The organism is Sorangium sp. So ce406, assembly GCF_051474675.1.
Taxonomy (GTDB): Bacteria; Myxococcota_A; Polyangia; order Polyangiales; family Polyangiaceae; genus Sorangium; species Sorangium cellulosum_G.
The window spans coordinates 9,929,126-9,955,223 of the sequence record NZ_CP150340.1 but is presented as its reverse complement, the minus strand read 5'-3'; the positions used below and the strand labels follow the sequence as shown (position 1 = coordinate 9,955,223).

Annotated in this window: 18 protein-coding genes; 8 read left to right on the top strand and 10 right to left on the bottom strand. The window is 73.9% G+C overall.

Annotated elements, in window-relative coordinates:
• Positions 1-23: 23 nt before the first annotated feature.
• Entirely contained in the window at positions 24-1,718 is a 1,695-nt protein-coding gene (locus WME96_RS37270) for a serine/threonine protein kinase (protein ID WP_437286333.1), read from the bottom strand.
• A gap of 158 nt (positions 1,719-1,876) precedes the next feature.
• Positions 1,877-2,863 carry a serine/threonine-protein kinase gene (locus tag WME96_RS37265; RefSeq protein WP_437286332.1) on the bottom strand — a complete coding sequence of 329 codons (987 nt, stop codon included), beginning with the start codon at positions 2,861-2,863 and terminating at the stop codon, positions 1,877-1,879.
• 368 nt (positions 2,864-3,231) lie between these two features.
• Here WME96_RS37265 and WME96_RS37260 point away from each other — a divergent pair, with 368 nt between their 5' ends.
• Positions 3,232-3,948, top strand: a complete 717-nt coding sequence (locus tag WME96_RS37260) for a helix-turn-helix domain-containing protein (RefSeq protein WP_433929520.1) — start codon at positions 3,232-3,234, stop codon at positions 3,946-3,948.
• Positions 3,949-4,056: 108 nt separating this feature from the next.
• Here WME96_RS37260 and WME96_RS37255 read toward each other — a convergent pair whose 3' ends face one another.
• Positions 4,057-4,590: a hypothetical protein gene (locus WME96_RS37255; protein WP_437286331.1), complete on the bottom strand. Its 534-nt coding sequence runs from the start codon at positions 4,588-4,590 to the stop codon at positions 4,057-4,059.
• A gap of 533 nt (positions 4,591-5,123) precedes the next feature.
• Positions 5,124-6,959 carry a PE-PGRS family protein gene (locus tag WME96_RS37250; RefSeq protein WP_437286330.1) on the bottom strand — a complete coding sequence of 612 codons (1,836 nt, stop codon included), beginning with the start codon at positions 6,957-6,959 and terminating at the stop codon, positions 5,124-5,126.
• Positions 6,960-7,204: 245 nt separating this feature from the next.
• Here WME96_RS37250 and WME96_RS37245 point away from each other — a divergent pair, with 245 nt between their 5' ends.
• Both WME96_RS37245 and WME96_RS37240 read left to right on the top strand, forming a co-directional pair.
• Positions 7,205-8,362 (top strand): vWA domain-containing protein, encoded by a 1,158-nt coding sequence (locus tag WME96_RS37245; RefSeq protein WP_437286329.1) that lies wholly within the window; start codon positions 7,205-7,207, stop codon positions 8,360-8,362.
• Between the two features lie 352 nt (positions 8,363-8,714).
• A complete protein-coding gene (locus WME96_RS37240; RefSeq protein ID WP_437286328.1) occupies positions 8,715-11,084 on the top strand; it encodes a hypothetical protein in 2,370 nt (789 codons plus the stop codon).
• Between the two features lie 448 nt (positions 11,085-11,532).
• Here the strand turns inward: WME96_RS37240 and WME96_RS37235 are convergent, their stop codons facing one another.
• Positions 11,533-12,297, bottom strand: a complete 765-nt coding sequence (locus tag WME96_RS37235) for a hypothetical protein (RefSeq protein ID WP_437286327.1) — start codon at positions 12,295-12,297, stop codon at positions 11,533-11,535.
• Between the two features lie 583 nt (positions 12,298-12,880).
• Here WME96_RS37235 and WME96_RS37230 point away from each other — a divergent pair.
• The 5 genes from WME96_RS37230 to WME96_RS37210 all read left to right on the top strand — a co-directional run bounded on the left by WME96_RS37230 (position 12,881) and on the right by WME96_RS37210 (position 19,133).
• Positions 12,881-16,969 carry a hypothetical protein gene (locus tag WME96_RS37230; RefSeq protein ID WP_437286326.1) on the top strand — a complete coding sequence of 1,363 codons (4,089 nt, stop codon included), beginning with the start codon at positions 12,881-12,883 and terminating at the stop codon, positions 16,967-16,969.
• Between the two features lie 93 nt (positions 16,970-17,062).
• Positions 17,063-17,803, top strand: coding sequence for a Crp/Fnr family transcriptional regulator (locus WME96_RS37225; RefSeq protein WP_437286325.1), 741 nt, complete (start codon positions 17,063-17,065; stop codon positions 17,801-17,803).
• A gap of 84 nt (positions 17,804-17,887) precedes the next feature.
• On the top strand, positions 17,888-18,199 hold the full coding sequence (locus WME96_RS37220) for a hypothetical protein (protein ID WP_061618613.1): 312 nt from the start codon (positions 17,888-17,890) through the stop codon (positions 18,197-18,199).
• 120 nt (positions 18,200-18,319) lie between these two features.
• Positions 18,320-18,700: a dihydroneopterin aldolase gene (locus WME96_RS37215; protein WP_061618612.1), complete on the top strand. Its 381-nt coding sequence runs from the start codon at positions 18,320-18,322 to the stop codon at positions 18,698-18,700.
• 43 nt (positions 18,701-18,743) lie between these two features.
• Positions 18,744-19,133, top strand: a complete 390-nt coding sequence (locus WME96_RS37210) for a YidH family protein (RefSeq protein ID WP_437286324.1) — start codon at positions 18,744-18,746, stop codon at positions 19,131-19,133.
• Between the two features lie 34 nt (positions 19,134-19,167).
• Here WME96_RS37210 and WME96_RS37205 read toward each other — a convergent pair whose 3' ends face one another.
• From WME96_RS37205 to WME96_RS37185, 5 genes are all read right to left on the bottom strand, one after another.
• Positions 19,168-22,980 carry an AAA family ATPase gene (locus WME96_RS37205; RefSeq protein ID WP_437286323.1) on the bottom strand — a complete coding sequence of 1,271 codons (3,813 nt, stop codon included), beginning with the start codon at positions 22,978-22,980 and terminating at the stop codon, positions 19,168-19,170.
• A 167-nt stretch (positions 22,981-23,147) separates the two neighbouring features.
• Entirely contained in the window at positions 23,148-24,182 is a 1,035-nt protein-coding gene (locus tag WME96_RS37200; protein WP_437286322.1) for an MvdD family ATP-grasp ribosomal peptide maturase, read from the bottom strand.
• A complete protein-coding gene (locus WME96_RS37195) occupies positions 24,179-25,177 on the bottom strand; it encodes an MvdC family ATP-grasp ribosomal peptide maturase (protein ID WP_437286321.1) in 999 nt (332 codons plus the stop codon). The genes WME96_RS37200 and WME96_RS37195 overlap by 4 nt, the downstream gene beginning before the upstream one ends.
• 45 nt (positions 25,178-25,222) lie before the next feature.
• Positions 25,223-25,453 (bottom strand): microviridin/marinostatin family tricyclic proteinase inhibitor, encoded by a 231-nt coding sequence (locus tag WME96_RS37190; RefSeq protein WP_437286320.1) that lies wholly within the window; start codon positions 25,451-25,453, stop codon positions 25,223-25,225.
• A 291-nt stretch (positions 25,454-25,744) separates the two neighbouring features.
• Positions 25,745-25,963 carry a microviridin/marinostatin family tricyclic proteinase inhibitor gene (locus tag WME96_RS37185; protein WP_437286319.1) on the bottom strand — a complete coding sequence of 73 codons (219 nt, stop codon included), beginning with the start codon at positions 25,961-25,963 and terminating at the stop codon, positions 25,745-25,747.
• Positions 25,964-26,098 lie beyond the last annotated feature (135 nt).

Sequence of the window (26,098 nt, the reverse complement as noted above, 5' to 3'; positions counted from 1 at the left end):
CTCCCGGGGCGCGGCGGGCGCGCTCAGCCCTTCAGGAGCCACGCGATCGCGTCGGCCTCCGACGTGAAGAACGAGTACTCGGGCAGCCCCATGGCGGCCGACAGGCGCGAGATCTGCATCTTCGACAGCGCGCTGTGCACGAGGTTCGCCGCCCTGCGCATGTCGTGCTCGACAGCGTAGGCCATGGTCTGCCCGACATAGGGGCTCACGTCCGGCTTCTGCGGCGGGAAATCAGCGATGTCCGCGAGCACGTACCAGGGCCTGCCGAGGTGGAGCAGCGCCGAGGCCTTCTGGCGGAAATCATCGAGGTACGCCTTGGCCTCCTCGACGTCCCAGAACCCCCAGACCTTCACGTGGAGGATCCCCGTCGCCAGGTCGGCCCTGATCTGGAACCGCCGCTGCGAGGCGCGCTCGCGCCGCGACGTGGGATCGGTCCTCCTCGACGGCTCGCCCGTGGAGGAGGTCGTCCGGCTGGACGTCTCGAGCGACGACGGCCGGGGCCGCGTCTCCGGGGGCTTCGATGTCGGCGGCAGCGACTCCGGGGAGCGGCGCGACGACGTGGGCGTCTTGCCCAGCTCGGGAGGCGTCCTGCCCGGCTCGGAGGGCGTCCTGCCCGGCTCGGAGGGCGTCCTGCCCGGCTCGGAGGGCGTCCTGCCCGGCTCGGACGTCCTGGCCAGCTCGGGCACGGTGACGGTCGGGATGTCGGCGAAGCCCGGCGACACGCCGGGCCGCGAGGGCTGCGTCGGATCGGTCGGGCTCGGGCTGGGAGGGCCGGGCGGCGACGGGTCCGGCAGCAGCACGACGCGCGACGCCCGCGGCAGCAGGACCCCGAGCGCGTCCGCGAGCGCGCTCACCGCGACGGACGCGCGCTCGAAGCGGTCCTCGGCCTTGAGCGCCGTCGCCTTGAAGAACCACCCGTCGAACGCGTCCGGCAGCGAGGCGGAGCGCCGCCGCGCCGCGCGGGCGCTGGGCGCCTCCGTCGCGCCGCGCAGGAGCTCCGACGCAAGCAGGTAAGGCGACGGGATGACCTCGGCCTCCTGGGACCAGTACGTCTCGCCGACGAGGAGCGCGTACGCGACCTGCCCGAGGGCGTAGATGTCGACGCGCGGGCCGATGTTGCGCTCGGCCCGGATCTGCTCGGGCGCCATGTACACGGGCGTGCCGAGCATCTGCCGCGTCAGCGTCGAGGCGTGGTGCTGCTCGATGACCTTGGCGATGCCGAAGTCGAGGATCTTCACGCACGGCGAGCCGTCGTCGCGGACGGTGACGAACAGGTTGTCCGGCTTGAGGTCGCGGTGGACGATGCCCGCGGCGTGCGTCTTGTCGAGCGCGAGCGCCGCCTGGAACAGGTAGATCGCGACGTCCTCGGCGGGCAGGGCGCCGCGCTTCTTGATGAGGCTGCCGAGCTCCTCGCCGCGGAGCAGCTCCATGACGATGAACGGCGTGCCGGTCTCGTCGTCGACGCCGGCGTCCGAGGTCCTGACGATGTGGTCGCTCTCGATGATGCCGGTGATGCGGGCCTCGAGGGCGAAGCGGGCGCGCAGCTCCTCGCTGTCGAGGAGGCTGGGCAGCATCACCTTGAGCGCGCGGCGCGTCGCGGTGACGTCGTCCATCACCTCGTAGACGGCGCCCATGCCGCCCGCCTTGATGACGCGCAGGACCTGATAGCGGTCGCGGAACCGCGTATTCGGCTGCAGCAGGCCGGGCGAGGTGCTCATCCAGCGGCCCTCGATTCAGACATGGTCCGGAACACGCTATCTCAGCGGCTTCCCGCGTCGCAAGGCGCTCGGGTGGGGGAACGTGCTCAGGGCTGGACTGTGTCGCTCCCGGCGGCGCTTTCGCCCTCGTCTCGTCCTCATCGTCATCATCATCCTACCTACCCGCGCGCGGAGAGGAGCGGCTCCAGCGCGGCCCAGAGCGCGCGGACGTCCTGGAAGCGCTCCTCGGGGGTGACGGCGAGCGCCCGGGCCAACCAGGCGTCCACCTCGGGCGGCAGGTCGGGGCGGAAGGCGTGCAGGCTCGGCCGGGGGCCGCGGGCGGCGGCGATCAGGATGTCGACCCGGCTCGCGCCGGTGAACGGCACGCGCCCCGCGAGCACGCGGAAGAGCACCGCGCCGAGCGAGTAGATGTCGATCCGGTGGTCGATCTCCTGGGGCCGGCCCTTCCAGACCTCGGGCGCGATATAGCTGGGCGACCCGGGGATCGCGCCCTCGCGGGTGAGGGGGTCGGCCTGCATGACCTTGACAAGCCCGAAGTCGAGCAACCGCACGCCGCCGCGCGGCGCGGCGCCGGACGGCGCGCCGGCGTCCGCGAGGCGCGCCGGCTCGCCCGCGGGGCGGGCGCGATCGGCGGGGGCCTGGGGTGGATCATCGCCCGGGTGAGCCGGGGAGGACGGATCCTTCGCGTCGTCCTCGAGGACGAAGATGTTGGCGGGCTTCAGGTCGCGGTGGACGATGCCGCGCGCGTGCGCGGCGTCGAGGGTGTCGATGATCGGACGGAACAGCTCCTGGAGTCGGTCGATCGGGAGCCGCTGGTTCCGCGCCTCCAGGCGGCGCAGCGTCGTCTCGAGATCGCTGCCCTTCAGGAACTCCATCACGATGTAGAGCGTGCCGTCGCGCGCCTCGCTGAAGGCGAAGACCTGCGTCGCGCTGGTGCCGGCCAGCGCGCCCATGGCGCCGGCCTCGCGCCGCATGCGCGCCTTCAAGCCGGCGTCGCTGGCGAACTCGGGGTGGAGGCACTTGACGGCGACGTGGGCGCCGGTCTGCTGGTCGAGGGCGCGGAAGACGCTGCCGTGCCCTCCCCGACCGACCACCTCGAGCAGCGTGTACCGGCCGTCGATCACGTCGTCGATGTCGTGGGCCATCGGCAAGTCCTCGCTGTCCCGAGCGCGCTGCGGCGGCCAGCCCGCGCGAGACGCGCCCTGGTTGTAGCCGCTCCGCCGCCCCGGCGGTAGGGACGGGTGGAGGCTGCGCCGGGCAGGCGGCCGGCCGCGCGGCAAGTCAGAGAGCGAGCCTGCTGCCGGGGGCGAGCGCGGGAGGGAACGGCGAGCTCGCCAGGAGGGCCAGCGCGGGAGAGGGGGAGACGCTGCGGGAGACACCCAGCGCCGGGCTCAGGCGTCATCCTAGGAGTGACGGAAATTACCTGATGATTGCTTACATTTGTTACATCGAGGTGGCGAATTTGGCTGTGTTGCCGGCCTCGTGATCCAGTGTAGAGTGCCGCCCACCTCCCATGAGATCGGTTCGCCAGAACAGCGACCTTCCCGCTGCGAGCAGCACAGTGCCGATAGCGCTCAACGTGCAACAGGCCAGGCCCGTGGGGCAGGCGCAGGAGGTGGATGAGGACGAGGCGTGGACGTACGAGGTCGCTCACCCCGACGCGCCATCGGATCTCACGGCGGTCGTCGGGGAGAACCTCCGGCGGCTCCGCACGCGGCGCGGGCTCTCGCTGGAGCGGCTCTCGAAGGTCTCCGGCGTCAGCCGCGCCATGCTCGGACAGATCGAGCTCGGCCGTAGCGCGCCCACGATCAACGTTGTGTGGAAGATCGCCCGCGCGCTCGACGTGCCGTTCTCGGCGCTCGTCAGCAATCGCGCTTCCGGCGGGCCGATGCTGCTGCGCGGCGACCGCGCGAAGCGGCTGACCTCTCATGACGGAAAGTTCACGTCGCGCGCCCTCTTCCCGTTCGATTCGCCAAGAACGGTCGAGTTCTACGAGCTGCACCTGGCGCCGCTCGGCATCGAGAACGCGGACCCGCATCCGCCCGGCACGTCCGAGAACATCGTGGTGAGCCAGGGGACGGTCGAGATCAGCGTCGACGGACAGCGCTTCCTGCTGGCCACGGGCGACGCGCTCGTGTTTCAGGCGGATGTCCCCCACGTCTACCGCAATCCGGCGAACGTCGACTCGCTGATGTACCTCGTGATGACCTACTCGCTGTCGGCGCCCTGAGGAGGGGCGCGCTCTCCGCGGGGAGCAGGGACAGCGAACCTGGAGGCGAAATGCAAGAACGCCGGCGTTCGCCGGCGTTCTGTCACTCCAAGAAGGCTCTGGGGCGGGCTACTTGGTCATCGTGGACATGCCCATCATCATGGGCATACCGCCGCACATCATCATCATCGGCATCCCGGACGCCATCATCTTCGTCATCATGTCGCAGCGCTCCTTGAGCATGTCCATCGACATGCCCTCGGGCGGCATCATCTTGCAGGTCATCCCGTCCTTGGTCATCTCACAGGACATCTTGCACATCATCGGCATGCCCATGTTCATCATGCTGGGCATCATGCTCATCATGTTCATCATGTTGGGCATCATGCCCATCATGGCGGGCATCATCGGCATGCCCATGCCCATCATGTTGGGCATCATGCCCATGCCCATCATGCCGGGCATCATCGGCATGCCCATGCCCATGCCCATCATGTTGGGCATCATGCCCATCATACCGGGCATCATCGGCATGCCCATGCCCATCATGCCGGGCATCATGCCCATGCCCATGCCGGGCATCATTGATCCGCCGGCGGCCATCTCCGGCGTCATGGTGTTCATCGTCTGCGGCATCATGGGCATCTGCATCGCGGTGGTCATGGGGGGCCTTCCTGTCTTCGGCGCTCGTCGCGTCCGAGAGCGGTTGTAGCCGGTCGGCGCGCGCCAGCAACGCGTTCAGACGGGCGCCTAGCGCTTTGCTCCAGTCTAGCGGAGGCGCCTCCACGCGCTTGGACACGCCGGCGTCCCGAGCGGACGAACGTCCAGCATGGCGACGGCCGCTGCGCAGGGGCGCGCGCTCCCGCGCGGTGTCCAGGCGAGATCGCGACCGTGCAGCGGTCATGGATGCGCGACCGTCGCTGAGCTCGACGACCCCGGGGTCGACCTGTCGGGTCATGGGATCCGGATCAGAGGTGCAGGGGAGCTCCTGAGGAATTCCCAAGATTCTTCGAAAATTCACAGGGAGGCGGGGAGGAAAGTCTTCAAGATACTCCCTGTCTCCCCGCCTCCCTGTTCAATTTCCCGCTGAAAAGGGCGGCTCAATGAGGGGACTCCTCAGGGGGAGCTCTGCACGTCGCGACCAGGTGCGCCCTCGAACGCGTCGTGAGACAGCGCCTCGACCCGCGCGGTGATGGTCAGTTGATCTGCAGGTTCGCCCGGGCCGAGCCGTTCTGCCCGGCGCCGGCGGCGCCGCCGGTGGAGTTCGTGCCGCCCGGGCCGCCGAAGCCGGGCGTGCCGGTCGTGCAGCTGTTCTCCGCGAACGTGAAAACGACGCTCCCGGAACGCGCCAGGCACGCGCTCGGGCCACCCCCGCCGCCCGCGCCGGGGCCGCCGGCACCGCCGTCGCCGCCCTTGCCGCCGGTGCCGCCGCCGCCGGAGTCCTCCCGGCCCACGCCGCCGATGCCCCCGTTCCCTCCGAACTGGCCGACTCCGCCGTTCCCGCCTCGACCGCCGGCGCCGCCCGCGCTCGTCGTGATGGTGTTGCCGGAGACGACCACCCTTCCGGCGGCGGCGAACACGCCGAAGCTCCCGCCGCCGCCGCGGCCGCCCTGCCCGCCGCGACCGCCGATTCCGCCGCACCCGCCGCTGCCGCCGCCGCCGCCGCGATCTTCGTAGCAGAAGCATCCGGTTCCACACGAGCCGCCGCCGCCACCGCCGCCACCGCCGCCGCCGCGGCCGGTCGACCCGGTCTGTCCGTTGGTGCCGCTCGCCGGCTGGTAGCCGCCTGACGCGATGGTGCCCAGGCTCGCTCCCCCCGCGCCGGGCGTCCCCTGCAGCCCGGGCGCGCCCGCCATGCCGGCGCCGCCTGGCGCGCTATCCGGACCGCAGCTCCCTGCCGAAGCGCCTCCCGGTCCGCCGGTCGCCCCGCCGCTGCCCGGTGAGCCCGCGAGGCCGGAGTAGTTATTGTATCCACCCCTGCCGCCCGCGCCGCCGAACTCGGTGCACGTGGTCTGCGCGCCGCCGTATCCCCTGCCGCTGCACGCGTCGCAGCCCTCTTCGCCGGCATTCCCCGCCGCCGCCGTCCCCGTCGAGGGCGCCGCCCCGTGGGTGCCGTCGGCGCCTTTCTGGCCGTCGGCCACGTCGATCTGATTGTACCGCACGAAGAGCTGCGCGAGCCCGCCGCCAAGGCGCACTCCATAGGTGCTCGCCCCCGGCGACGGCGACCGCAGCGCCTCGATCGTGATGCCCTCGATGTGCGTCGGCTGCTCGATCGAGGGCGCGTGGAACACCGTGCCTGTGGCGCGAACGGTGGTGGTCACCGACGGAGTCCTCCGGAACTTGAAGTCAGGGTCATTCTCATCGAACCCGCCATAGATGCTGATGCCGGACACGACAGTGACCGCCTCCTCGTACAGCTCGCCGGAGAGGCACACAGCCGGGACCGCGCCATCCCGCGCCACCTGGATGGCCGTCGCGATCGTCTGCACCGGGGCGTTGCGCGTCCCGGGGTTCGCGTCGTCCCCCGTGGCCGCGGAGACGTACACGCACTGCTCCACGAGCCCGTCGCCGCCATCGCAGTTGTCGTCGACGAAGTCGCCGTCGATCGGATCCTCGCTCGCCGAGGTCGGCGTACACGCGTACTCACAGCCGCACTCGCCCGTGAGCGGGTTGCCATCGACGTCGTGCGTGCCCGGGAGACACCCCATCGCGCAGGGATCGACGACGACCTCGCCGCCGCTGCCGCCCTCCCCGCTGCCTCCTTCGCCCGCGCCCCCCTCGCCGCTGCCCCCGTCTCCACCCGAGCCGCCGTCGCCCCCGGCCGCGCTGCTCGAGCCGCTCGCGCCGGCCCCGCTGCCGCTCGATGACGTCGTCGTGGCGCTGCTCGCGGAGGGCGCGCCGCCCGCTCCGGAGCCTCCTCCCGTGCCCGACACCGGCCCGATGGGGCCGTCGATCGAGCTGCTCTCGGCGCAGCCGAGCGCGGAGAGCATCGCAAACAGAGAAGCCGTTCCGAGGAGCAATCGCACGCGCATGATCAGAATTCTGCACCTTCGCGCGTTCTGCGGAAAGACTTTGTCACGCTGCACGTAATCGTCTCGCACGGCACGCCGCGCCGCCGCATACGACGCGATGATGACGCCGTGCCGCGCTGCGCCGCGCATTCGCGAGCCAGCTCACGCTTCATCGATTCGCCCCTCGCGCCTGCCACCGACTCCGGTAGTCTTCCTCTGCACCCCTTCCCGGCAGCCGCGCCGCCCAGCTGCCCGCCCGTACGTCCATGCGCCTTGACCCGCTCCGCCGCTTCTCGCTCGCCACCCTGCTCGGGCTCGCCGCCGCCGCCGGCTTCCACGGCGCCTGTGCCCCGGATTCGGGGTTCGGCTCCCTTTCGTCCTCATCGGAAGGAGCCTCGGAGGGAGCGGGCTCAGGCGGGAGCTTCGAGCCGGATGGTGGGCTGTTGGGCGACGCGCCCATCGATATTCCCCCCGACCCGGACGCCGCGTGCGGGCTCGTCACGGAGGAGGCGGTCGTCGTCCCGCTCAATCTCTACATCATGATGGATAAATCGTCCTCGATGGCGGGAGACGACCCGACGGTGGAGAGCAAGTGGGAGAGCGCGAAGGCCGGCCTGACGGCGTTCGTCAACAGCGCGCGGTTCGCCGGCGTGCGCGTGGCGCTGCGCTTCTTCCCTCGCGAGGCGGACGGCGTGCCGGCGTGCGACCAGAACGCCTACAAGACGCCGCTCGTCCCGTTCGGCCCGCTCCCGGGGAACGCGGGGGCGATCGTCGAGGCCATCGAGGCCGAGCGGCCGGACGGCCCGAGCACGCCCATCTATCCGGCGTTGGGCGGCGCGCTCCTTCAGGGCATCGAGACGGCGCAGAACCACCCCGGCGAGGCGTCCGCGGTGCTGCTCGTCACCGACGGCAAGCCGCAGGGGCCCGCGGCGCAGTGCGGCGGCGCCAACCCGGAGGACCCGGCGGCCATCGCGGCGCTCGCGGCGGCGGGCGCGCGCTACCGCCCTCCGGTGCGCACCTTCGTCATCGGGCTGCCGGGGGTCGACCAGAGCATCGCCAACCAGATCGCGGCCGCGGGCGGCACGGACGCCGCGGTCCTGGTCGCGTCGACCAACATCGCCCGCGAGTTCGAGCGCGCGCTCGCGAAGGTGACGGGTGAGGCGCTCCCGTGCGAGGTCGAGGTCCCGGCCCAGGTGACCGGCGGGCAGGTCGCGTTCAACGACGTCAACGTCCTGTTCGGGCTCGACGGCGCGCCGCAGGACATCCTGCCGCAGAGCCCCGGCTGCGACGGGCCGGGCTGGCGCTACGACGACCCGAGCGCCCCGAAGGCGCTCGTGCTGTGCCCCGACACCTGCAACGCGGCGAGGGACGCGTCCGTGGCGAAGATCCAGATCCTCCTCGGCTGCGAGACCGTGATCCGCTGATCGCCCCGCGCCCGGCCCGGCCTCGGGCCCACCGTCGCGCGGCTCGGGTCGCGGCTCGCCGGGTCGCGGCTCGCCGGAGCGCGGCTCGCCGGGTCGCGGCGCGCCGGAGCGCGGCGCGCCGGAGCGCGGCGCGCCGGAGCGCGGCTCGCCGGGTCGCGGCGCGCCGGGGCGCGGCTCGCGGGGGTCACGCTGGTGTGCTGGATCTCACGTCGCGAGCGACGAAGGGCATCCTGGCGGGAGACGCAGAGCGTCATCGGCGCGGGACGGGGGCCCGGCGCGGCGGGTGCAGCCTTGCAACTCTGCACTGCGCTTTGTGGACTCCCGGGCCCTCGCGCCGTAAGAGGACGGAACCATGACGACGGAGTCCTCCCTCGCCGCCGCCGGCTCGCCGCGGCACGCCGCCCCCGCCGCGCTGCACCCTGCCCTGGTGCTGAGCGCCTACCTCGAGCCGCTCGTGCGCGGCCGGCGGGTCGCGGTCCTGGGTGACGCCACGATCGGCCTCGCCGACCGGCTGCTCCAGCGCGGAGCCCGCCTCGTCCACGCCTACGACCCCGACGCCGCGCGCGTCGCGGAGATGCTCGCGCGGTCGGCGGCCACGCGGCAGCCGCACCCGAGCTTCGCCGTGTTCGACGGCGACCTCGGCGTGCGCGACGGCGCCTTCGACACCCTCGTCATCCCCGACCTCTCGATCTTCAGCGAGCCGGCCGAGATCCTCCGGCGCGCCCGCCGCCTCACGGCCGCGAGCGGCGCCGCCGTCATCGCGTCGCCGAACCCCGACGTCGGCCGGGGCCTGCTGCCGGCGGGCGCGCGGCGCGGCGGGGCGCCCGGCTACTACGCGCTCTACGACCTCGTCGCGCTTCAGTTCAAGCAGGTGCGGATGATCGGCCAGGCGCCGTTCGTCGGCTACACAGTCGCGGAGTTCGCGCCGAAGGGCGAGCCCGACGTCAGCGTCGACACGTCGATCCTGGACGGCTCCGAGGAGCCGGAGTGGTTCATCGCGGTGGCCGGCGAGCGGCTGCCGCGGCTCGACGCGTTCGCCGTGATCGAGCTGCCGTTCGCCGGCTTCCCGGTCGCGAGCGCGGGCCCGTCGCCCGAGGCGCTCAGCGAGGCCGAGGGCCGCGCCACGCGGCTCGGGGGCGAGCTCGCGGAGCTGCGCACCCGGCACCAGCGCGACCGCGAGGACGCCGGGGCCCGCGCCGAGAGCGCGGTCGCCACGGCCGCGCGCCTCGCCGAGGTCGAGGGCGAGCTCGAGGCGAGGGCGGCGCGCCTCCGCGAGGTCGAGGCCCGGGCGGGCGACACCCACGTCCGCGCCGAGCGCCTGGCGCACCAGATCCGCGACATGGAGGAGGAGCTCCGCAGCCAGCGCGATCGCGCGACCCGGCTCGCGAAGCAGCTCGACGACGAGAAGCGGCTGCGGACCAAGGTCGAGCTCGAGCTCGGCATGATCCGCAACCGGCCGGAGATCGCCGGCGCCCGCGACCGCCTCGACGCCGCGACGGCCGAGCTCGATGCTGCGCGCGCGAGGATCGCCGAGCTCGAGGCGCGGCCCGCGGCGGCGGCGCCCGATCCGGCGCTCGCGGCGCGCGTGGAGGAGCTCGAGGCCGCCGCCGCGGCGACGCGGCGGGAGCTGGCGAAGGCGACGGCGGATCGGGACACGGCGCGGCGGCGCGCGCAGGAGGGCGAGCGCGCGCTGGAGGAGGCGCAGCGCGCGCGGCGCGAGGCGGCGGCGAAGCTCGACGAGCTCGCGCGGGAGCGCGATCGGCTGGAGGAGCGGGCGAGCCGGCTCGATCGGGAGAACCGTGGGCTGGAGGAGGAGCGGAGCGCGCTCGACGCGCGCAGGCTGCTGCTCGAGGCGCGGATCGTGGAGCTCGAGGAGCGCGTCGCCGCGCAGGAGCAGCGGATCGCCGAGCTCGAGAAGCGCGACCTGGGCGAGGCGACGGCCGCGGAGATCGCGGGCCTGGAGGAGGCGCTCCGCGACCGGGGCCACGTCATCGCGGCGCTCAAGGCGCAGCTCCGCGAGAGCGAGCGCGTGGGCAAGGAGCTCGTCGACGAGCTCGGGACGGTCTTCGAGGCGTCGGCCGCCGGGCGCGGCGGTCCGGGCGACGCGGCGGGTGGCGGCGGGCCGGGCGGGGTGCTCCCGGGGTCTGGCGGCCAGGGCGACGCCGCGGAGGCGCTGCGGCAGCAGCTCGACGCGCTGGCGCGGAGCGCCGCCTCGAGCGAGGCCGACGTGCGCGCGGCGGGCTGGAAGATCGCGCAGCTCGAGCGCGAGCTCGCCGAGGCGCGCGCCACGGCTGGATCTCCGCAGGCGCTCCACGACGAGCTCGAACAGGCGCTGATCGCCGCGCAGGCGGAGATCGCGGCGCTGCGCCGGGCGGCGGAGCGCGACGAGGCGCGCGCGCAGCGCGAGGACGCGGGCGCCGAGGGCGAGCAGGTGAGCGCCGAGGGCGAGCAGGTGAGCGCCGAGGGCGAGCAGGTGAGCGCCGAGGGCGAGCAGGTGAGCGCCGAGGGCGAGCAGGTGAGCGCCGAGGGCGAGCAGGTGAGCGCCGAGGGCGAGCAGGTGAGCGCCGAGCGCGAGCACGTCGTCGGTGCGGTTGGCGAGGACGTGGCGGCGGCGCGCGAGGATGTGAGCGCGGCGCGTGACGATCTCGGTGTGCCGCCCGAGGTGATCGAGCAGGCGGTGCTCCTCCAGCAGGTCGCCAGCGCAGTCGAGGTCGGCGTCTGAGCCGTGACCCGGGACCGGGGCCGGCCGGCCCCGGCTCAGGGGGCGATCCGCGAGCGTGAGAGGCCGCGTCATGGCGTCCGGTGGAGGCCGGAGGGCTCTGGTCGCGCGCGCGAAGGGGGCGGTTGCCGGAGAAAGGCTTCCGTTGCCGTCTCCAAGGCTTCCGCCGCTGGCGTGAGGGCTTCCGCCGCCGGCGCGAAGGCTTCCGCCGCCCGCGTGAAGGCTTCCGTCGCGCGCCGGAAGCTTCCGTCGCGGAGCGGGATGCGAAATTTGCCGGGAAATTCGCCCCCCGCCGCGCGTCGGACAGCGCCGGCGGGGCGGGCGACGCCGCCAAGTGCGCGAAATCACGTGCTCCGGCGCGCGCCGGAGGGCTTCGTTTCCGCGACGGAAGCTTCCGGAGCGCGTCGGAAGGTCTCGGGCACCCGCCGGAAGCCGTGCTGTGTGGGCTGGGCTACTCCGCGACGGTGGCGTCGATGTCGTCGACCGGCTCGGTGGGGGTGGCGGGCGCGGACGGAGCCTTGCGCTGGGGCGCCTTGCGGTTCGCGAGGCCGAGGCGGATGAGGTAGCCCCGCTTCTTGACGACCGCGCGCGCAGTGGTCGACCACTCGTCGAACCAGCCGCGCAGCCGGGAGAGCGCCTCGCGCCGGCGCGAGGCCTCCGGGAGCTCGGTCGCCGCGGGCAGGACGGACGTCGGTCCGAGCGCCACGTCGACGAGCCCCTTGAGGCGCTTGCGCTCGGTCTTGTCGAGTCCGCGGGTCGCGAGGAAGGCGACCGCCTTTTTGTCGCTCTGCTTGGTCCCGGCGCGGTCCGGATCGGCGCCGCTCTCGAGGGCGTCGAGCCGCGCGAGGAAGGTGGCCACTCCCTGGACAGCGGCAGTGCCGGTCGAGGGCGAGAGGTCCTTGAAGACGTATGCATGCACGTCGGGGAAACGCCGGCGGAGCGAGGCGCCATGACGGGCGAAGTTGGGTTCATCCCACTGATCGAGCTCCGTGGTCGCGGCGCGCTGCGCCCGCGCGTCGTCGGTATCTGGCGCTGCGCCGATCTTCCGGGGAGCGGCGAGGACGTCGAGGAGGAGCGTGCGGCCCTCCAGGATATCGTCATCGGTCATCCCCGCGTCGGCCATCAACGTGCGAATCGCGGCGACTGCGCCCATCCCCGTGAGGAACTTGGTGGCGCGCTCCGGCGTGGTCTCGAGGACCTCATTCGAATAATCCATCGCTGATCTCCTCCCTGCCGACCGGCAAAGCCGGACGGCGGCAATGAGGCGGGAAGATACAACGGGAGTCGGTGCCGTTGAAAAGGGCTCTCTCGCTGCGGTCGCCGTCGGGTTTTTGCTGCCTCGACCTGGGCGAGACCCATGTTGGGGGCTGGCGTCAGGGGAACCTGTTTCCACCTCCCCCGTCTCCCGTCTCCCGTCTCCGGTCTTGTTCTTCCGTCTGACCTCTTCGTGCGCGTTCCCATGCATCCCTCCGATGCGGCCCCCATTGTCTCTCCTCCAAGAATGGAGCGAAGAGGGCTCGCGGCGTGCTCCTCGGCTGCGCGATGTCCTCGGTGATCGCGGCGCCAGGCGGGCCTCAGCGGCGAGCGCCCGTGGGCCCTGGCTCACGTCGGCATCCAATATTCAATGCTGTGCGCGGCATCCGACGAGGGATGCTGAGCTGACCCCTGCCTCCAGCCGGGGGAGCGGGGGGGACCCCAGCGACCCAAGGAAAACCGCGGCCTCCTGCGCGCTGGGTCGAACCGGAGGGACGCGCGCGCCACCTGTGCGCACGCGGTCGGCCGCGCTAAGGACCGAGCCGATGCGCGCTCCTCGACCCCTCTCGGCGCTCCTCCGGCTCGCCGGCGCCGCCACCCTGGCCCTCGCGCTCGGCGCGTGCAGCGCGGTCACCGCGCAACGCGCGCCCGACCCGATCGCCTCGCTCCGCGACGCCGGCGCGCACTCGACCGACGGCGAGGTGGTCGGCCGATGGCTGCTGGGAGAGCTCCTCGTGCCGGGCGGCACGCCGGCGGGGGTCAAGGCGGCGCGCAAACGCCTCGACGGGCTCGGCGCAAAGTCGATGCTCGCGTCGCTCGGGCGCGCGATCGACGACGAGGAGCACGGCCGCAACGCGCGCGCGGCGGCGGCCTACCTCGAGGCGGTGGACGCCGCGCGCGTGAGCACGCACCCGGACGCGCCGCTCGTGGGCTGGCTCGCCGCGAACCGGCTGCTCGGGCTGCGATCCAGCGTCGCCGGCCTCTGGAAGAAGTCCCGCGAGGTCGTCCTGCGCGCGATCGACCACCCCGGCAACCTCGGGTGGCGCGCGCGCGGCGAGCTCGTCGAGTGGTGGAGCATCGAGGGACTCCCGGACGAGGCCGCCGCCGCGGCGCGCGCCGCCGGGACCGGCAGCGCCGCCAGCGGCCATGCCGGGAGCAGCGCCTCCGGGGCCGCGCCGGCCGTGCCGATCGTCGACCTCGCGGCGCGCCGGTACGGGTGCATCGAGAACGCGCGCTTCGCCGGGCCTTTCGGGCACAACGCGGAGAGCGACCACCGCGTGCGGTACGAGGCGGAGCGCGCCGGGCCGTGGCCGCCCGTGTTCCCGCGCGACCCGCGGCGCGCCGACCCGCCGCGCGTGCTCGGCGCCGAGCGCCGCGGGTGCCAGCTCTCCGCCGTCGCGCCGGAAGGCGCGCCGGGCGCCACGGCGCGGGGGGGCATCTTCTACGTCGAGACGTTCGTCGACCTGCCGGCCGAACGGGAGATGATCGTCGCCGTCCAGGGCGCGTTCGCCATCCTCGTCGACGACGTCGAGGTGCTGACCCGCGACACGAAGCAGTGGGGCATCTGGCCGCGCTTCGGCGCGCGCCTGCGCCTCGGACCCGGCCGGCACCGCATCCTCGCCCGCGTCGGCAGCGGCGACACATCCATCCGGCTGCTCGCGCCGAACGGCACCCCCCTCGGCCTGACCACGTCCGCCGACCCGACGCCGCCGTACGCGCTCTTCCCGCCCGAGGTCCTTCCCGACCCGAACCCGATCGAGCCGTTCCTCAACGCCCTCGGCGTGCCGCCGCAGCCCGCGCCCAGGGTGGCCCGCGCGCGCGGGCTGCGCGGCGCGCCGCAGCCCGAGCGCGACGTGAACGACCCGATCGCCAGGTTCCTCGCCGCCCACATCGCCCACCTCGAGGGGCAGGACGACGTGAGCGCGGTGCTGATCGAGCCGCTCGTGGCCGACCCGGCCCGCGCCACCGGGCCCGCGCTCGCGGCGCAGGCGGTCTTCCTCGAGAAAGACCCGATCTTCCCGGCGTCCGACGGGCGCGACCTCGTGAAGGACGTGCGCGCGCGCGCCGCAGAGAAGGACCCGGAGCTCTGGTACCCTCGCTTCTGGCTCGCCCTCGAGGAGGCCGACAAGGCCGGCCTGCCCGAGGTCACCCGCACGATCGAGGCGCTCGCCGACAGGTTCCGGGAGGTGCCCGACATCCTGAAGACGCTCGCGGCCATGTACTCGCGGCTCGGCTGGCGCGTCGAGCACGTCCGCACCGTGAAGGAGGCCGCCGCGCGCTTCCCGGACGACGTCGAGGTGCTCGGCGCGCTCCTCCGCATCCACGACAGCGACGGGCACATCGCCGAGGCCGACCGGATCGCCGCCCGCATCCGGGAGATCGAGCCCGACGCGGAGATCGAGCTGGAGCGGGCCATCGACCGGCGCGACTACGCGGCGGCCATCAAGGAGCTCGGGCGCATCGGCGCGGTGCGCAGGGACCGCAAGGACATCGCGCTGCGCATCGCCGACCTGCTGACCCGCGCCGGCAAGCGCGCCGAGTCGCTCGAGCAGCTCGAGCGCGCCCTCGCCAAGGCGCCGGACGACGCGGACGCGCGCCTCGCGCTCGCCGACGCGCGCTTCGCGCGGGGGGAGCGCGACGCGCTCCAGAAGGCGCTCATCGAGGCGATCCGCACCGGCGCCGACACCTCGGAGCTGCGCGACGCGATCGAGCTGCTCGACGGGACGACGGAGCTCAGCCCGTACCGGCAGGACTCGAAGAAGGTGATCGCCGAGCACGAGGCGTCGGGCGAGGCCATGCCCGGCACGGCGGCGCGCGTGCTCGACTACGCCGCCCTGTGGGTCCACGAGGACGGCTCGGCGCGGATGCTCCAGCACGAGATCATCCGGATCCAGTCGCGCGAGGCGATCCAGGAGCACGCCGAGCAGCGCGTGCCCGAGGGGCTCGTGCTGAAGCTCCGCACCGTCAAGCGCGACGGGTCGATCCACGAGCCGGAGTTCATCGAGGACAAGCCGACCGTGACGATGCCGCACCTCGAGGTGGGCGACTACATCGAGGTCGAGAACCTGTTCATCCTGCGCGGCGACGGCCAGGGCGGCCTCACGTTCCAGGGGCCGCGCTGGTTCTTCCGCGAGGAGAAGGTCCCCTACTGGCGCAGCGAGTTCATCATCGTCTCGCCGAAGAGCCGCCCGCTCGACGTGGAGACCTCCGGCCCGGTCCCCGCGCCGGAGATCACCGAGTCCGGCGCGCTCGTCACCCGCCGCTACCGCGTCGACAAGAGCCCGGCGCTGCCGGAGGAGCCGGCCAGCGCGCCCGCGGCGGAGTTCCTGCCGAACGTCCGCATCGGCTGGGGCATCCGCCTGGAGAGCACGATCGCGCGCATGGTCGACGCGGCCGCCGACGAGACGCCGCGCGACCCGCGGCTCGTGCGCATCGCGCGGGCGATCGCGCTGAAGCCGGCGCCGGGCGCCGCGGCCGCGGGCGCCGGCAAGGGCGGCGCGGACGGCGACGCGGCCGCGAGCGCCGGCAAGGGGGCGCGCCCCGCGGCGGGCGCGGGCGGCGAGGGCGGCGAGGCGGCGCCGTCGAAGGACGAGCAGGCGCGCCGGATCTACCGGTGGGTGCTCGCCAACGTGGAGGAGGGGCGCGAGAGCGACGGCCGCCGCGTCGTCATCGGCAAGAGCGGCAACCGGACGGAGGCGTTCCTCTACCTGTGCCGCCTGCTCGGGATCGACGCCGGCTACGGCGTGGTGAGCGACCGGCTCACCGCGCCGCCGCGCGGGCCGATGAGCGAGGCGGAGACGTTCAACGCGATCGCCCTGCGCCTCGACACGGGCGACAAGCCCGGCGCGGGCGCGGTGCGCTGGATGTTCGTGCGCGACAAGTTCGCGCCGTACGGCTACCTGCCGAGCTCGCTGCGCGGGCAGCCGGCGATCGTGCTGCGGCCCGGGGCGCCGCGCGAGGTGACGCCCTCGTCCGGCGCGCACGACGGCGTGGTCACCGAGGGCGTCGCCGAGGTGGCCAGGGACGGCTCGGCCTCGCTCGTCATCGAGCAGCGCTACGAGGGCAAGCTCGCCATCGCCCTGCGCTCGGCGCTGGAGTCGCTGCCCGACGCGCAGCTGAGGGACGCCGTCGAGTCGCGCCTGCTGCCGCAGATGGTGCCGGGGGCGCGGCTGCAGGAGATCCAGGTCAAGGAGATGACCGAGATCGACCGGCCGCTCACCCTGAAGATGAAGATCGCGGTCGCGAGCTTCGCGCGCGCGCAGGGGCCGGAGCTCGTGCTGTCGCCGCCCTTCGGCGTGCGCGTGGCGAGCCTCGCGAGCCTGCCGGTCCGGGAGACGCCGCTCTACCTGTCGGAGCAGATCGCGACCCGCTCGGAGGTGCGCCTCCGGATCAAGCTCCCCCAGGGCGCGCGCGTGACAACGAGGCTCGATCCATTCAAGGCGGAGAATGATGGACGCACCGTGCGGGTGAGCGATCGCGTCGACGGGGGCGCGCTGCTCCTCGATCGCTTCCTCGACCTGCCCGCGGGCCGCGTGCAGCCCGACGCCTACCCGCGCTTCCAGCAGTTCGCGCGGGCGGCGGACGGCGCGCTCGACCGGGACATCGTCGTGGCGCTCGATCGCGGCGGGCGCTGATCGCGGCGCCCGGCCGCCCCCCCGGCGCAGGGGCGGTAAGGGTGTTCGTGTGTGCCAACCTACGCAAGATGGATTACGCTCCCGCTCCCTACCGTGAGCGACCTGGACTCGCAGTACGCGCCGGATGCCGGGCGCCCGGCGGCTGATCCCGCGAAGGCGCGGGTGGCGCGCGCCTTCCGGCTCTCCTCGCTGTTCGCGCAGGCGGACCGCCCGGTGCGGGAGGCGGTCACCGAGGCGGCCGTGCTCGAGGTGGTGGCGTCCGACACGGCGATCTTCGAGCAGGGCGCGCCCGCGGACTCGCTCGTGGTGCTCGGCCGGGGGCGGGCGCGCGTCGAGCGGGTGAACGCGGCGGGGGCCTCGTTCCCGCTCAGCTACCGCGGCACGGGCGACGTGCTCGGCGAGTCGTGCCTCGGCGGGCTGGAGACGCGGACCGAGCGCGCTGTCGCGATGGACGAGGCCGAGGTGGTCCGGGTGCCGCTCGCGCTCGTCCGCGAGCTCTGCGCCCAGCACCCGGGGTTCGGGGCCGCGGTGTTCGCGCTGCTCGTCGCGCGGCAGCGGGAGACCGAGGACCGGATCGAGTCGATGCTGTTCAAGAACGTGGGAGGACGGCTGGCCGAGTTCCTCCTGCACGCGGCGGAGCGGTGGGGCGTGCCGACGCCGCGCGGGACGCTGATCTCGGCGCCGATCACGCACGCGGAGATCGCGCAGGTGATCGGCTCGACCCGGGAGACGGTGACGCTGACGCTCGGGGCCTTCCGGAAAGAGGGCCTGCTCGACGCGGCGGGCCGGCGGCTCATCGTGAAGGACCGCGAGGCGCTCGGACGCAAGCGGTAGGAGCCCGCGCGCCGTTCCCTGTTGACGTGACGCACGGAGCGCCGATACGCCTTTCGCGGGTCGACCCGCAGGAAAGGACCGCTCATGCCGAAGCTCAGCTCCGGAACAGCCATCGCCGTCGCGTTTCTCTTCGGTTGCTCCGCGTCGTACGTCGCGCCGCGCTTCCTGGTGCCGCCGGTGCACGCGGGGACCGATCCGCCCCGCTGGGAGGTGCGGTGCGTGGACGCCGAGACGGCGCGCGTGGGCGACAGCCAGGCGCTCGAGGTGACCAACGCCACCGGGTGGAACCCGGTGCTCAAGCGCTTCGGACAGGAAGGGTGGGAGCCGGTGCAGTTCCTGCGCAGCGAGATGACCGCGAAGATCGACGCGGTGTGCTTCAAGCGGCCCCTCCTCTGAGGCGGCGCGCGCGCGGCCGCCGCGGCCGGCGCGCCGGGGAGCGCCGCCGCGAGCGGGCGAGCTGACCAGGCCACCTCCTTGCGGCGGATGCCGGCCGGAAGGCGTGCTACGGGGGCGGCGATGGAGTCTGTGATCCAGAGTTACCGGATCCGCCTCGACGGCATCCGCTTTCGCGCCAAGCACGGCGTTTCCCGCGCCGAGCGCGACCTGCCCCAGGACTTCGTCGTGTGCCTGGAGGTGGAGCTCCCGATCGCCCTGCTGCCCCGCACCGACACGCGGGCGCGGGTGTTCGACTACGACCGGCTCGCGAGCCTCGTGGTCGAGGCGGGCACGAGCGCCTCGTACAAGCTGCTCGAGACGCTCGCCGAGCGGATCATCGGGCGCGTCCTCGAGGACACGCCGGCCCTCTGCGTCACGGTCCAGGTGAAGAAGTTCGGGCCGCCGACCTCGGTGTCGGTGGACGCGGCGTCGGTCGAGCTCTCGGGCAAGAAGCGCGGGTGAGCCCGGGCTTGCAGGCGCGGGGGGCCGCCGCCATGGTCACGCCATGGCCGACGACGGGAGCGTGAAGCGGACCGAGGCCTACGCGAGGGAGCACCTGGCCAACGAGCGGACGCACCTCGCCTACGTGCGCACGGCGATCGCGCTGCTCAGCTTCGGCATCACGCTCAATCGGTTCAGCCTGTACTTCCTCGAGGCGGAGCCCGGGGCCGCGCAGGTCGGGCCGCGGTCGCTGCTGCGCGAGGTCGTGGGCCTGGGCGCGGGGATGGTCCTGCTCGGGATGGCGATGATCGCGTGGGCCGCGGTGCGGTACCTGCGCGCGTACAGCGATATCGAGCGGGGGGCTTACCGGCCCGACCGGACGGCGATCCTGGTGTTCACGGCGGCGCTCTTCGTGTTCGGCGCGGCGAGCATCGCCTGGCTGTTCGCGTCGTGAGCAGAGCTCGACGCAAGGGGGCGCAAGCGCGCCTTCACCGCAGCCGGTGCTCGCGGAGGACCTCGGCCGGCACCGCCTCCCGCGCGAGCTCGCAGAGGCGCGCGTGGTGCGTGAAGAACAGGACCTGCGTCGTCGCCGTCAGCTCGCCGAGCACCGCGAGGGCAGCCCGGGCGCGGTCGTCGTCGAAGTGGATCAGGAGGTCGTCCAGGATGAGCGGCATCGGCTCGCCCGTCCGGGCGTGGTGCTCGAGGCTCGCGAGCCGCAGCGCGAGGTAGAGCTGGTCGCGCGTGCCGTCGCTCAGGCCGCTCACCTCCACCTCGCGCAGCACGGGGGCCTTCGCGGGCTCCGCCGCGGCGCCGTCGTCCGCGGGCGACGGCGCCGCGGCGGAGCCCGCGCCCGCGGCCGGGGGGGCCGCGCGGACGCAGCGGAGGACCGCCTGCTCGCTCTCGTCGTAGCCCACCCGCAGGCCCGCGAAGGCGCCCAGCGTCAGGCGGTGGAAGAGCGCGCTCGCGCGCGCGAGGATCGGGCCCTGGTTGCGCTCGCGGTACCGCTCGATCTCCCGCTCGAGCAGCACCGCGGCGAGGCGCGCCCGCGCGTAGCGGCGCACCTCGCCGCGCAGGTGCGACAGGCAGATCTGCGCCTCGACGGCGGCCTCCGCGGCGCCCACCGTCGCCCGGAGGTGCTCGCGCTCCTGCTCGAGGCTCCCGAGCGCCCGGTCGATCCGGCGTCGCTCGTCCTCGAGCGCCGCGAGGCGCTCCTCCGTGCGGTCGAGCTCCAGCGCGAGCGCGTCCCGCTCCACCCCCGCGGTCTCCTGCTCCAGCGCGGCGACGCCGGCGCCCTCGCCCGCCTCGAGGAGCTTGCCCTCGTTCTCGACGAGCTCGCGATCGAGGCGGCGCGCCTCGCGCGAGCGCTCCTCCGCCACGGAGAGCGCGGCGAGATCGGCCGCGGCGTCGCCGGTGCGGGCGACGGCCGCCGCCTCGAGGAGCTTCGCGAGGCGCGCCTCGGCGGCCGCGCGGCGCGCCTCCTGCTGGTCGAGCTCGCGGCGCTTGTCGGCGAGGCTGCGCGCGATCTCGCCGCGCTCACGGAGGTCGGCGCGCGCCTTGTGGTGGCGCTTGACGAGCTGATCGGCGGCCTGATCGGCCGGCAGCGCGGCGAGGTCCGTCGCGTGCCGGGACGCGAGCTCCGCCACGTCGGCGGCGAACGCGAGGGCGTCGCGCTCCATGCCGCGCACGCGCCGGCGCTCGTGGGCCGCGCTGTCGGCCTTGCGGAACAGCGCGCCGAGCTCGTCGAGGATCGCCGTGGCCTCGTCCGTGGCCGCGTCGCCGGGCAGGCCGAGCAGCCGCACGCTGTCCTCCCACTCGGCCCGCCACGCCTCGAGCGCGCGCGCGTGCTCCGCCCGCTCGCGCTCGAGGTCCTCGAGCTCGCGCTCGAGCTCCTTGCGCTCCCGGAGCAGCTCGCGGCGCTCGCGGGCGGCGAGCTCGATCGCCGCGAGCTCCTGCTCAGCGGCCTCGACGAGCGCCGGGAGGCGCGCGGCCGCGTCGTCCGGCGCGCCGGTCAGGGGCAGGCCGGCGCGCGCGCCCTGGATCGCGGCGTGGAGCTCGGCCGCGTGCGCCTGCATCCGGGCCCGCAGCGCCTCGGCCTCCGCCTCCGCGGCGCGCAGGCGGTCGACCGTGGCGGTCAGGCCCGCGTAGCGGCCGAGCCAGCCGCGCATCTCCTCGGGCGAGCGCGGCGCGACCCCCGCGGGCCGCCACAGCTCGACCCACGCGGCCTCGGCCTCCTCGGCGCGGCGCGCGAGGGCGGCGCGCTCGGCGGCGAGCTGCGCCTGATCGGCCTCGGCCCGCGCCTTGTCCGCGAGCAGCCGCGCGAGGCGCGCGACCCGGTCGGCCTCGCGGCGCAGCCGGTCGGCGAGGGTGTCGGCGACGCGCACCAGCTCGGCGTACTCGTCGGCCTTGCCGCGCGCGGCCGCCGCGGACGGCTCGCCCGGCGCGGCGAGCGGCGGCCGCCGCCCGGCGCCGGGCGAGGCGGGCGCATCCTTGCCGAGGTCGAAGAGCGAGGCGGTGTGGATGGCCGCCGACGCGGCGCGGGCGCTCCCCTTCGACTGGAGGGCGCGCAGCAGCGCCTTGAAGACGGCGTCCCGGCGCTCGCGCGCCTCGGTGAGGTCGGCCTCGGTGGGCACGGCGCCGGCGCGCTGGAGGGCGTCGATCTCGCGCGCGCTCTCGCGCAGGCGCGCCTCGATCTCCGCGGCGCGCTCGCCGAGCCGCTCGCGCTCGCGCTCGCGGGCGCCCCACTGCGCCGCCGCCTGGTCGACGGTCTCGGGCAGCGGGACGGGCAGGGCGCTCGCCTCGGCGGCGGACAGCGGCCGCTGCGCGGGGGAGCCGGCGGCGTCTCCGGCGTCGAGGTGCGCCCGCGGGGCGGCCTCGCCGGCGGCGCCGAGGCCGAGCCGGTCGCGCTGCGCGTCGGCCTCGCGGGCGAGCCGCGCCGCGGCGGCGGTGGCGTCGCGCAGGCGCTGCTCGAGGTCGCCCTGCTTCTGCGCGCGCGAGAGCGCGCCGCGGAGCGGGGCCGGGTCCTCGCCCGGCGGCAGCTCGGCCAGCCGGCGCGCGCAGGCGTCGCGCCGGGCGCGGTGCGCGGCGAGCAGCCGCTCGACCTCGCGCGGCTTGGCCTCGACGGCGCCGCGCTCGCGGGCGAGCCTCTTGATGCGCGCCTCGGTCGCGACGTCGACGCGCATCGCCTCGAGCCGCGCGGGCTCGGCGCCGTCGACGAGCGAGGCGTCGCGCCCGAGCCGGCGGAGGATCGCGCGCGCCTCGTCCTCCAGGCCGTGGAGCTCCGCCCGGACGCGCGGCAGGTCGACGGCGGCCTTGCGGTGGCTCCCGAGCCGGGTGACGAGGCCGTCGATCACGCCCGGATCGAGCTCGGCGAGCGATTCGGGGACGTGCAGCGCGGCGTGGCGGGCCTCGAGCTCCTCGATGTCGGCGCGGAGCCGCTCGGCCTGGGCGGCCGCGTCGGCGGCGCGGTCCTGCGCGTCCTCGCGGTCGCGCTGCGCGCCCTCGGGCAGGAGCACGACGTCGCCGAGCGCGGCGCGCCGGCCGAGGGTCGCGCGCCGCGCCTCCAGCAGCGGGAGCACGCGGAGCGCGCGCCGCAGCCGCTTGTCGGCCGCGCGGAGGGCGCGCAGCTCGGCGTCGACGCGCTCCTGCTCGGCCCGGGCCTCGTCGATCTCCTGCCGCTTGCGCGTCCAGTCCGCGGGCGGCCGCGCGGCGCTCTTCGCCTTGTTGCGCGCCTCCTCGAACGCCTTGATCGCCTCGTTGAGCGGGCGGGTCCTCGCCTGGGGCGTGAAGATCTCGTCCGCCTCCTGGCGCAGCGTGGTGAGGAGCTGCTGGAGCCCCGGCCCGCCGAGGCCGGCGCCGAACAGGCTCTGGCCGACGTCGCCCTTGCCCTGGAGCAGCGCCTCGGCGCCCTGCCGGAGCGTGTCGTGATCCAGGCCGAAGGAGGTGCGGAACAGCTCCTCGGTGACGCCGCCGAGCACCGGCGCGAGCGCGGCGTCGTCGAGGGGGTTGTCGTCCGGATCGCGGAGCGTCTTCACGCGGCCCTTGCGCCGGACGAGCGCGAGCGCCGTGTCGCCCCTGCCCGCGAGCCGGCCGCCGACGCGCAGATCGGTGTTGTGGTGGACGTGGGCGTCCGGGGTGATGTGCGGGATGCCGTAGAGCAGGCCGCGGATCGCCCGCAGCGCGGTGCTCTTCCCGGCCTCGTTGGGGCCGTAGATGAGGTGGAGGCCCGGCGACGGGGCGGAGAAGTCGAGCCGGAGATCCGTGAAGGGACCGAACGCGAGGAGGTGGAGCTCTAGGATCTTCACGAGGTCGCCGGCCGGGCGCAGGGGCGGTGCTCTCCCCTGAACGGATAGCAAGTGCGAAACCTCCGCGCGTTGTCAAGGCGCTCTTCGCAGCGCTGACGCTGTCCGTTCGCTCGAGATGGCAGGCGGGCCGTGCCGGAGACGGCAGGCAGGCCGACGGTGCGTCGGCCTCAGCGGCGCGGCGTCGCCGCGGGGTGCAGGAAGGCGCTCCACGAGCCGCGGCGCGGCGCCTTGCCGAGCAGCACCTCGGCGATCGCTTCGCTGATCGGGAGCCCGGGGGTCCTCTCCAGCCAGAAGAACTCGCCGGAAGGATTGACCTCGAGGAAGACGTGCCGTCCGTCCGGCGTGCGGAGGATGTCGATGGCGCCGTAGTTGAGGCCGAGCTGATCCATGAGCCGGAGCACCCCGGCCTCGACGTCGGGCGGGAGCGCGTCTTTCCGCCACGTGTCGATGAGCTCGATCCCCTGCCGCCGCCAGTCGACCTCGGCGCCGGGCGCCGCCTGCGAGTCGACCGAGGCCGCGAAGACGCGCTCGCCGACGACCGTCACCCGCAGCTCGCGCGCCTTCGGGATCTTCTCCTGGAACGTCATCGGGCAGAGCGAGAGCCCCCGCATGTCCGCGAGGTCCTCGGCCCCGAGGGCGTTCGTGAAGACCACGTGCTCCTCGCCGCCGCGGTAGACGGCGAACGACGAGAGCATCTTGGCGATCACCCCGCCCGGACAGGCGGCGGCGAAGGCCCGCGCCGCGCCTTCGTCGTTGGTGGTGAGCGTGCGCGGCGTGTCGAGCCCGACCTCGCGCGCGATGTCGAGCTGCACCTGCTTGTTCGACGCGAAGCGCACCGCCGGCAGGGGGTCGACCTGCGGGACGCGGAGCGCCGCCAGCATGCCCTCCACGGTCTGCTTCGCCTCCTGGATCGACGCGCTCCGGAGCTGCGGGTCCATCGACGTGGGCAGCCCGCCGCCGTGAGCGACCCGGCGATACCAGACCGCGGTCACGTCGCCGAGATCGAGCTCGCCCGCCCCGGCGCCCGGCGCGCGCAGCGTGGAGCGGCCGGCGCCGGGCCCCGAGGCCAGCGCGAGCCGCGCCCCCTGCGGGAAAGCGTCGGTGTCGAAGCGGAAGGCCCGGCCGCCCAGCTCGGCGATCGCGGCGGCGACGCGGTCGACGCACTCGTTATCCTGGCTGTGCGTGATGATGAGGACCGTCACGGGTTCTCCTTCGGAGCGAGCAGCGCCTCCGCCAGCGCATCGGCGATCGGCAGGCCGAGATCCCGCTCCAGCATGCCCCACTCGCCGGCGGGGTTGACCTCGAGAAAGACGTGCTCCCCGTCCGGCGTCCGGATGAGGTCGACGGCACCGAAGACCAGGCCGAGCGCGCGCAGGAGCGCGCCGAGCTGCGCCTCGACGTCGGGCGGGAGAGCGTCCTGCTCCCACCCGATGCCGGCCTCGCTGACGGAGGGGTGGCGCCAGTCGACCGCGATCGACTCGTAGCGGGAGGCGTCGAGCGCGCCGGGGAAGCACCGGCCGTCGACCCAGACGACGCGCAGCTCGCGCGCCTTGGGGATGCGCTCCTGGAAGACCATGGGGCTCTGGCGCAGGCCCGAGAGGGCGTCGAGATCGGCCGCCGAGACGGCGTGCGTGAACACGAAGGGCGCGCCGCCCGCGAGGCTCATCGAGAACGGCGTGAGCATCTTGGCGACGACGCTCCCGCCGAGGCGCGCGAAGAAGGCGCGGACCTCGGCCGCGTCGTTCGTCACGAGCGTCTCGGGGATGCGCAGGCCGACCGACGCGGCCGCCGCGAGCTGGCGCAGCTTGTCCTGGGCGCGCTCCTCGGCCGCCGGCTCGTTGATCCATCGCCGCGCGGGCAGCCCGCGCAGCCAGCCGATCAGCGCCGCCATCGACTCGCGCACGCAGGCGGCGCGGTACTCCTCGGGGATGCCCTCGCCGAGGCTCGGCGCCCAGAGGCGCCGGAGCCAGACGGCGGAGATCTCGTCTCCACCGACCGCGGCCCCGGCGTCCTCCAGGCGGCGGCGCACGCCGCCTGCCCCGAGCGCCGTCGAGAGGGTGAGGTCGCGAGGGAACCGGTCGACGTTCAGGCGGACGGGGCGAGCGCCGCGCCGTCGCAGCGCGTCCGCCACGCGCCCGATCCCGAAGTCGTCCTGGGAATGCGAGACCAGGAGGACGCTTGCGCCCGCGGTCGTCACGTCAGGATGCCTCTCTCGCAAGGGCGCGGGCGGCTCATGCGACGCTCAGATCTCGTCGCTGTCCGACGGGTACTTCATCGTGGTGGCGATGGGGTCTCCTCCCCCGCCGCCGTCCTCGTTGTCGGAGGGGTACTTCATCGTCTGGGCGGGCTTGCCGGCCTTGACGCCGGTCCGCACGCGCTTCTGATCTTCGAGGAAGCGAGCGAAGAAGGGCACCTCCTCGGCATTCTCTCCCTGCTCCTGCTGCTCGGGTTCACGGCGAACGACATCAGCCATAAGAAACCTCCAGATTGCTTCGGCGGACCTGCCGAAGAGAAGAGATCCTATTTAAATGGCAGCCACGCCACGCGCAAGTCCACGGACACCCTGGGTGCGATCGCGGCGGTATGATTCCGCTGCTGCGGCTGTCTTTCACGACCGTGCACGATCGCGGGGGCCCGCTGTGCTCTTGTTAAGTAGTGTTGAGTAGTGTTGCGCCTGGTCGCGTGTGGGCGAGTGTCGTTTCGTGGGGGCGCGCAGCGTTGCGCGCCGCGCCGATCGCGTGATCCGCGGCGCGCTGCTCGCGGCTCACTTCACGTTCACGTCTTCGTCGCTGTCGGAGGGGTACTTGAGCGTGACGTGACCGCCGTTGCCATCCTCGTTGTCCGAGGGGTACTTCATCGTCACGGGGTCCCCGCCGGCTTTGACGCCGGTCCGGACGCGCTTCTGATCTTCCAGGAAGCGAGCGAAGAAGGGGACCTGCTCGGCTTGTTCGGTCTGCTCGGGATCACGATCGATATCGGACATGGAAACCTCCAGATGAATGGATTGCAATGCGGCGGAGCCGCCGAGGAAGGATTCATCGAGGTGACCCGCATTGCACGTTAAGTTTTGCTATGTTCGATGACGTCACCCGGGCGAGGGGCGTGACTTCCTGAGCCT

Bases quoted from the DNA above. Each gene is read 5' to 3' on its own strand.
- WME96_RS37270 (WP_437286333.1), bottom strand. From the start codon at position 1,718: ATGAGCACCTCGCCCGGCCTGCTGCAGCCGAATACGCGGTTCCGCGAC.
- WME96_RS37265 (WP_437286332.1), bottom strand. From the start codon at position 2,863: ATGGCCCACGACATCGACGACGTGATCGACGGCCGGTACACGCTGCTC.
- WME96_RS37260 (WP_433929520.1), top strand. From the start codon at position 3,232: ATGAGATCGGTTCGCCAGAACAGCGACCTTCCCGCTGCGAGCAGCACA.
- WME96_RS37255 (WP_437286331.1), bottom strand. From the start codon at position 4,590: ATGACCACCGCGATGCAGATGCCCATGATGCCGCAGACGATGAACACC.
- WME96_RS37250 (WP_437286330.1), bottom strand. From the start codon at position 6,959: ATGCGCGTGCGATTGCTCCTCGGAACGGCTTCTCTGTTTGCGATGCTC.
- WME96_RS37245 (WP_437286329.1), top strand. From the start codon at position 7,205: ATGCGCCTTGACCCGCTCCGCCGCTTCTCGCTCGCCACCCTGCTCGGG.
- WME96_RS37240 (WP_437286328.1), top strand. From the start codon at position 8,715: ATGACGACGGAGTCCTCCCTCGCCGCCGCCGGCTCGCCGCGGCACGCC.
- WME96_RS37235 (WP_437286327.1), bottom strand. From the start codon at position 12,297: ATGGATTATTCGAATGAGGTCCTCGAGACCACGCCGGAGCGCGCCACC.
- WME96_RS37230 (WP_437286326.1), top strand. From the start codon at position 12,881: ATGCGCGCTCCTCGACCCCTCTCGGCGCTCCTCCGGCTCGCCGGCGCC.
- WME96_RS37220 (WP_061618613.1), top strand. From the start codon at position 17,888: ATGCCGAAGCTCAGCTCCGGAACAGCCATCGCCGTCGCGTTTCTCTTC.
- WME96_RS37215 (WP_061618612.1), top strand. From the start codon at position 18,320: ATGGAGTCTGTGATCCAGAGTTACCGGATCCGCCTCGACGGCATCCGC.
- WME96_RS37210 (WP_437286324.1), top strand. From the start codon at position 18,744: ATGGCCGACGACGGGAGCGTGAAGCGGACCGAGGCCTACGCGAGGGAG.
- WME96_RS37190 (WP_437286320.1), bottom strand. From the start codon at position 25,453: ATGGCTGATGTCGTTCGCCGTGAACCCGAGCAGCAGGAGCAGGGAGAG.
- WME96_RS37185 (WP_437286319.1), bottom strand. From the start codon at position 25,963: ATGTCCGATATCGATCGTGATCCCGAGCAGACCGAACAAGCCGAGCAG.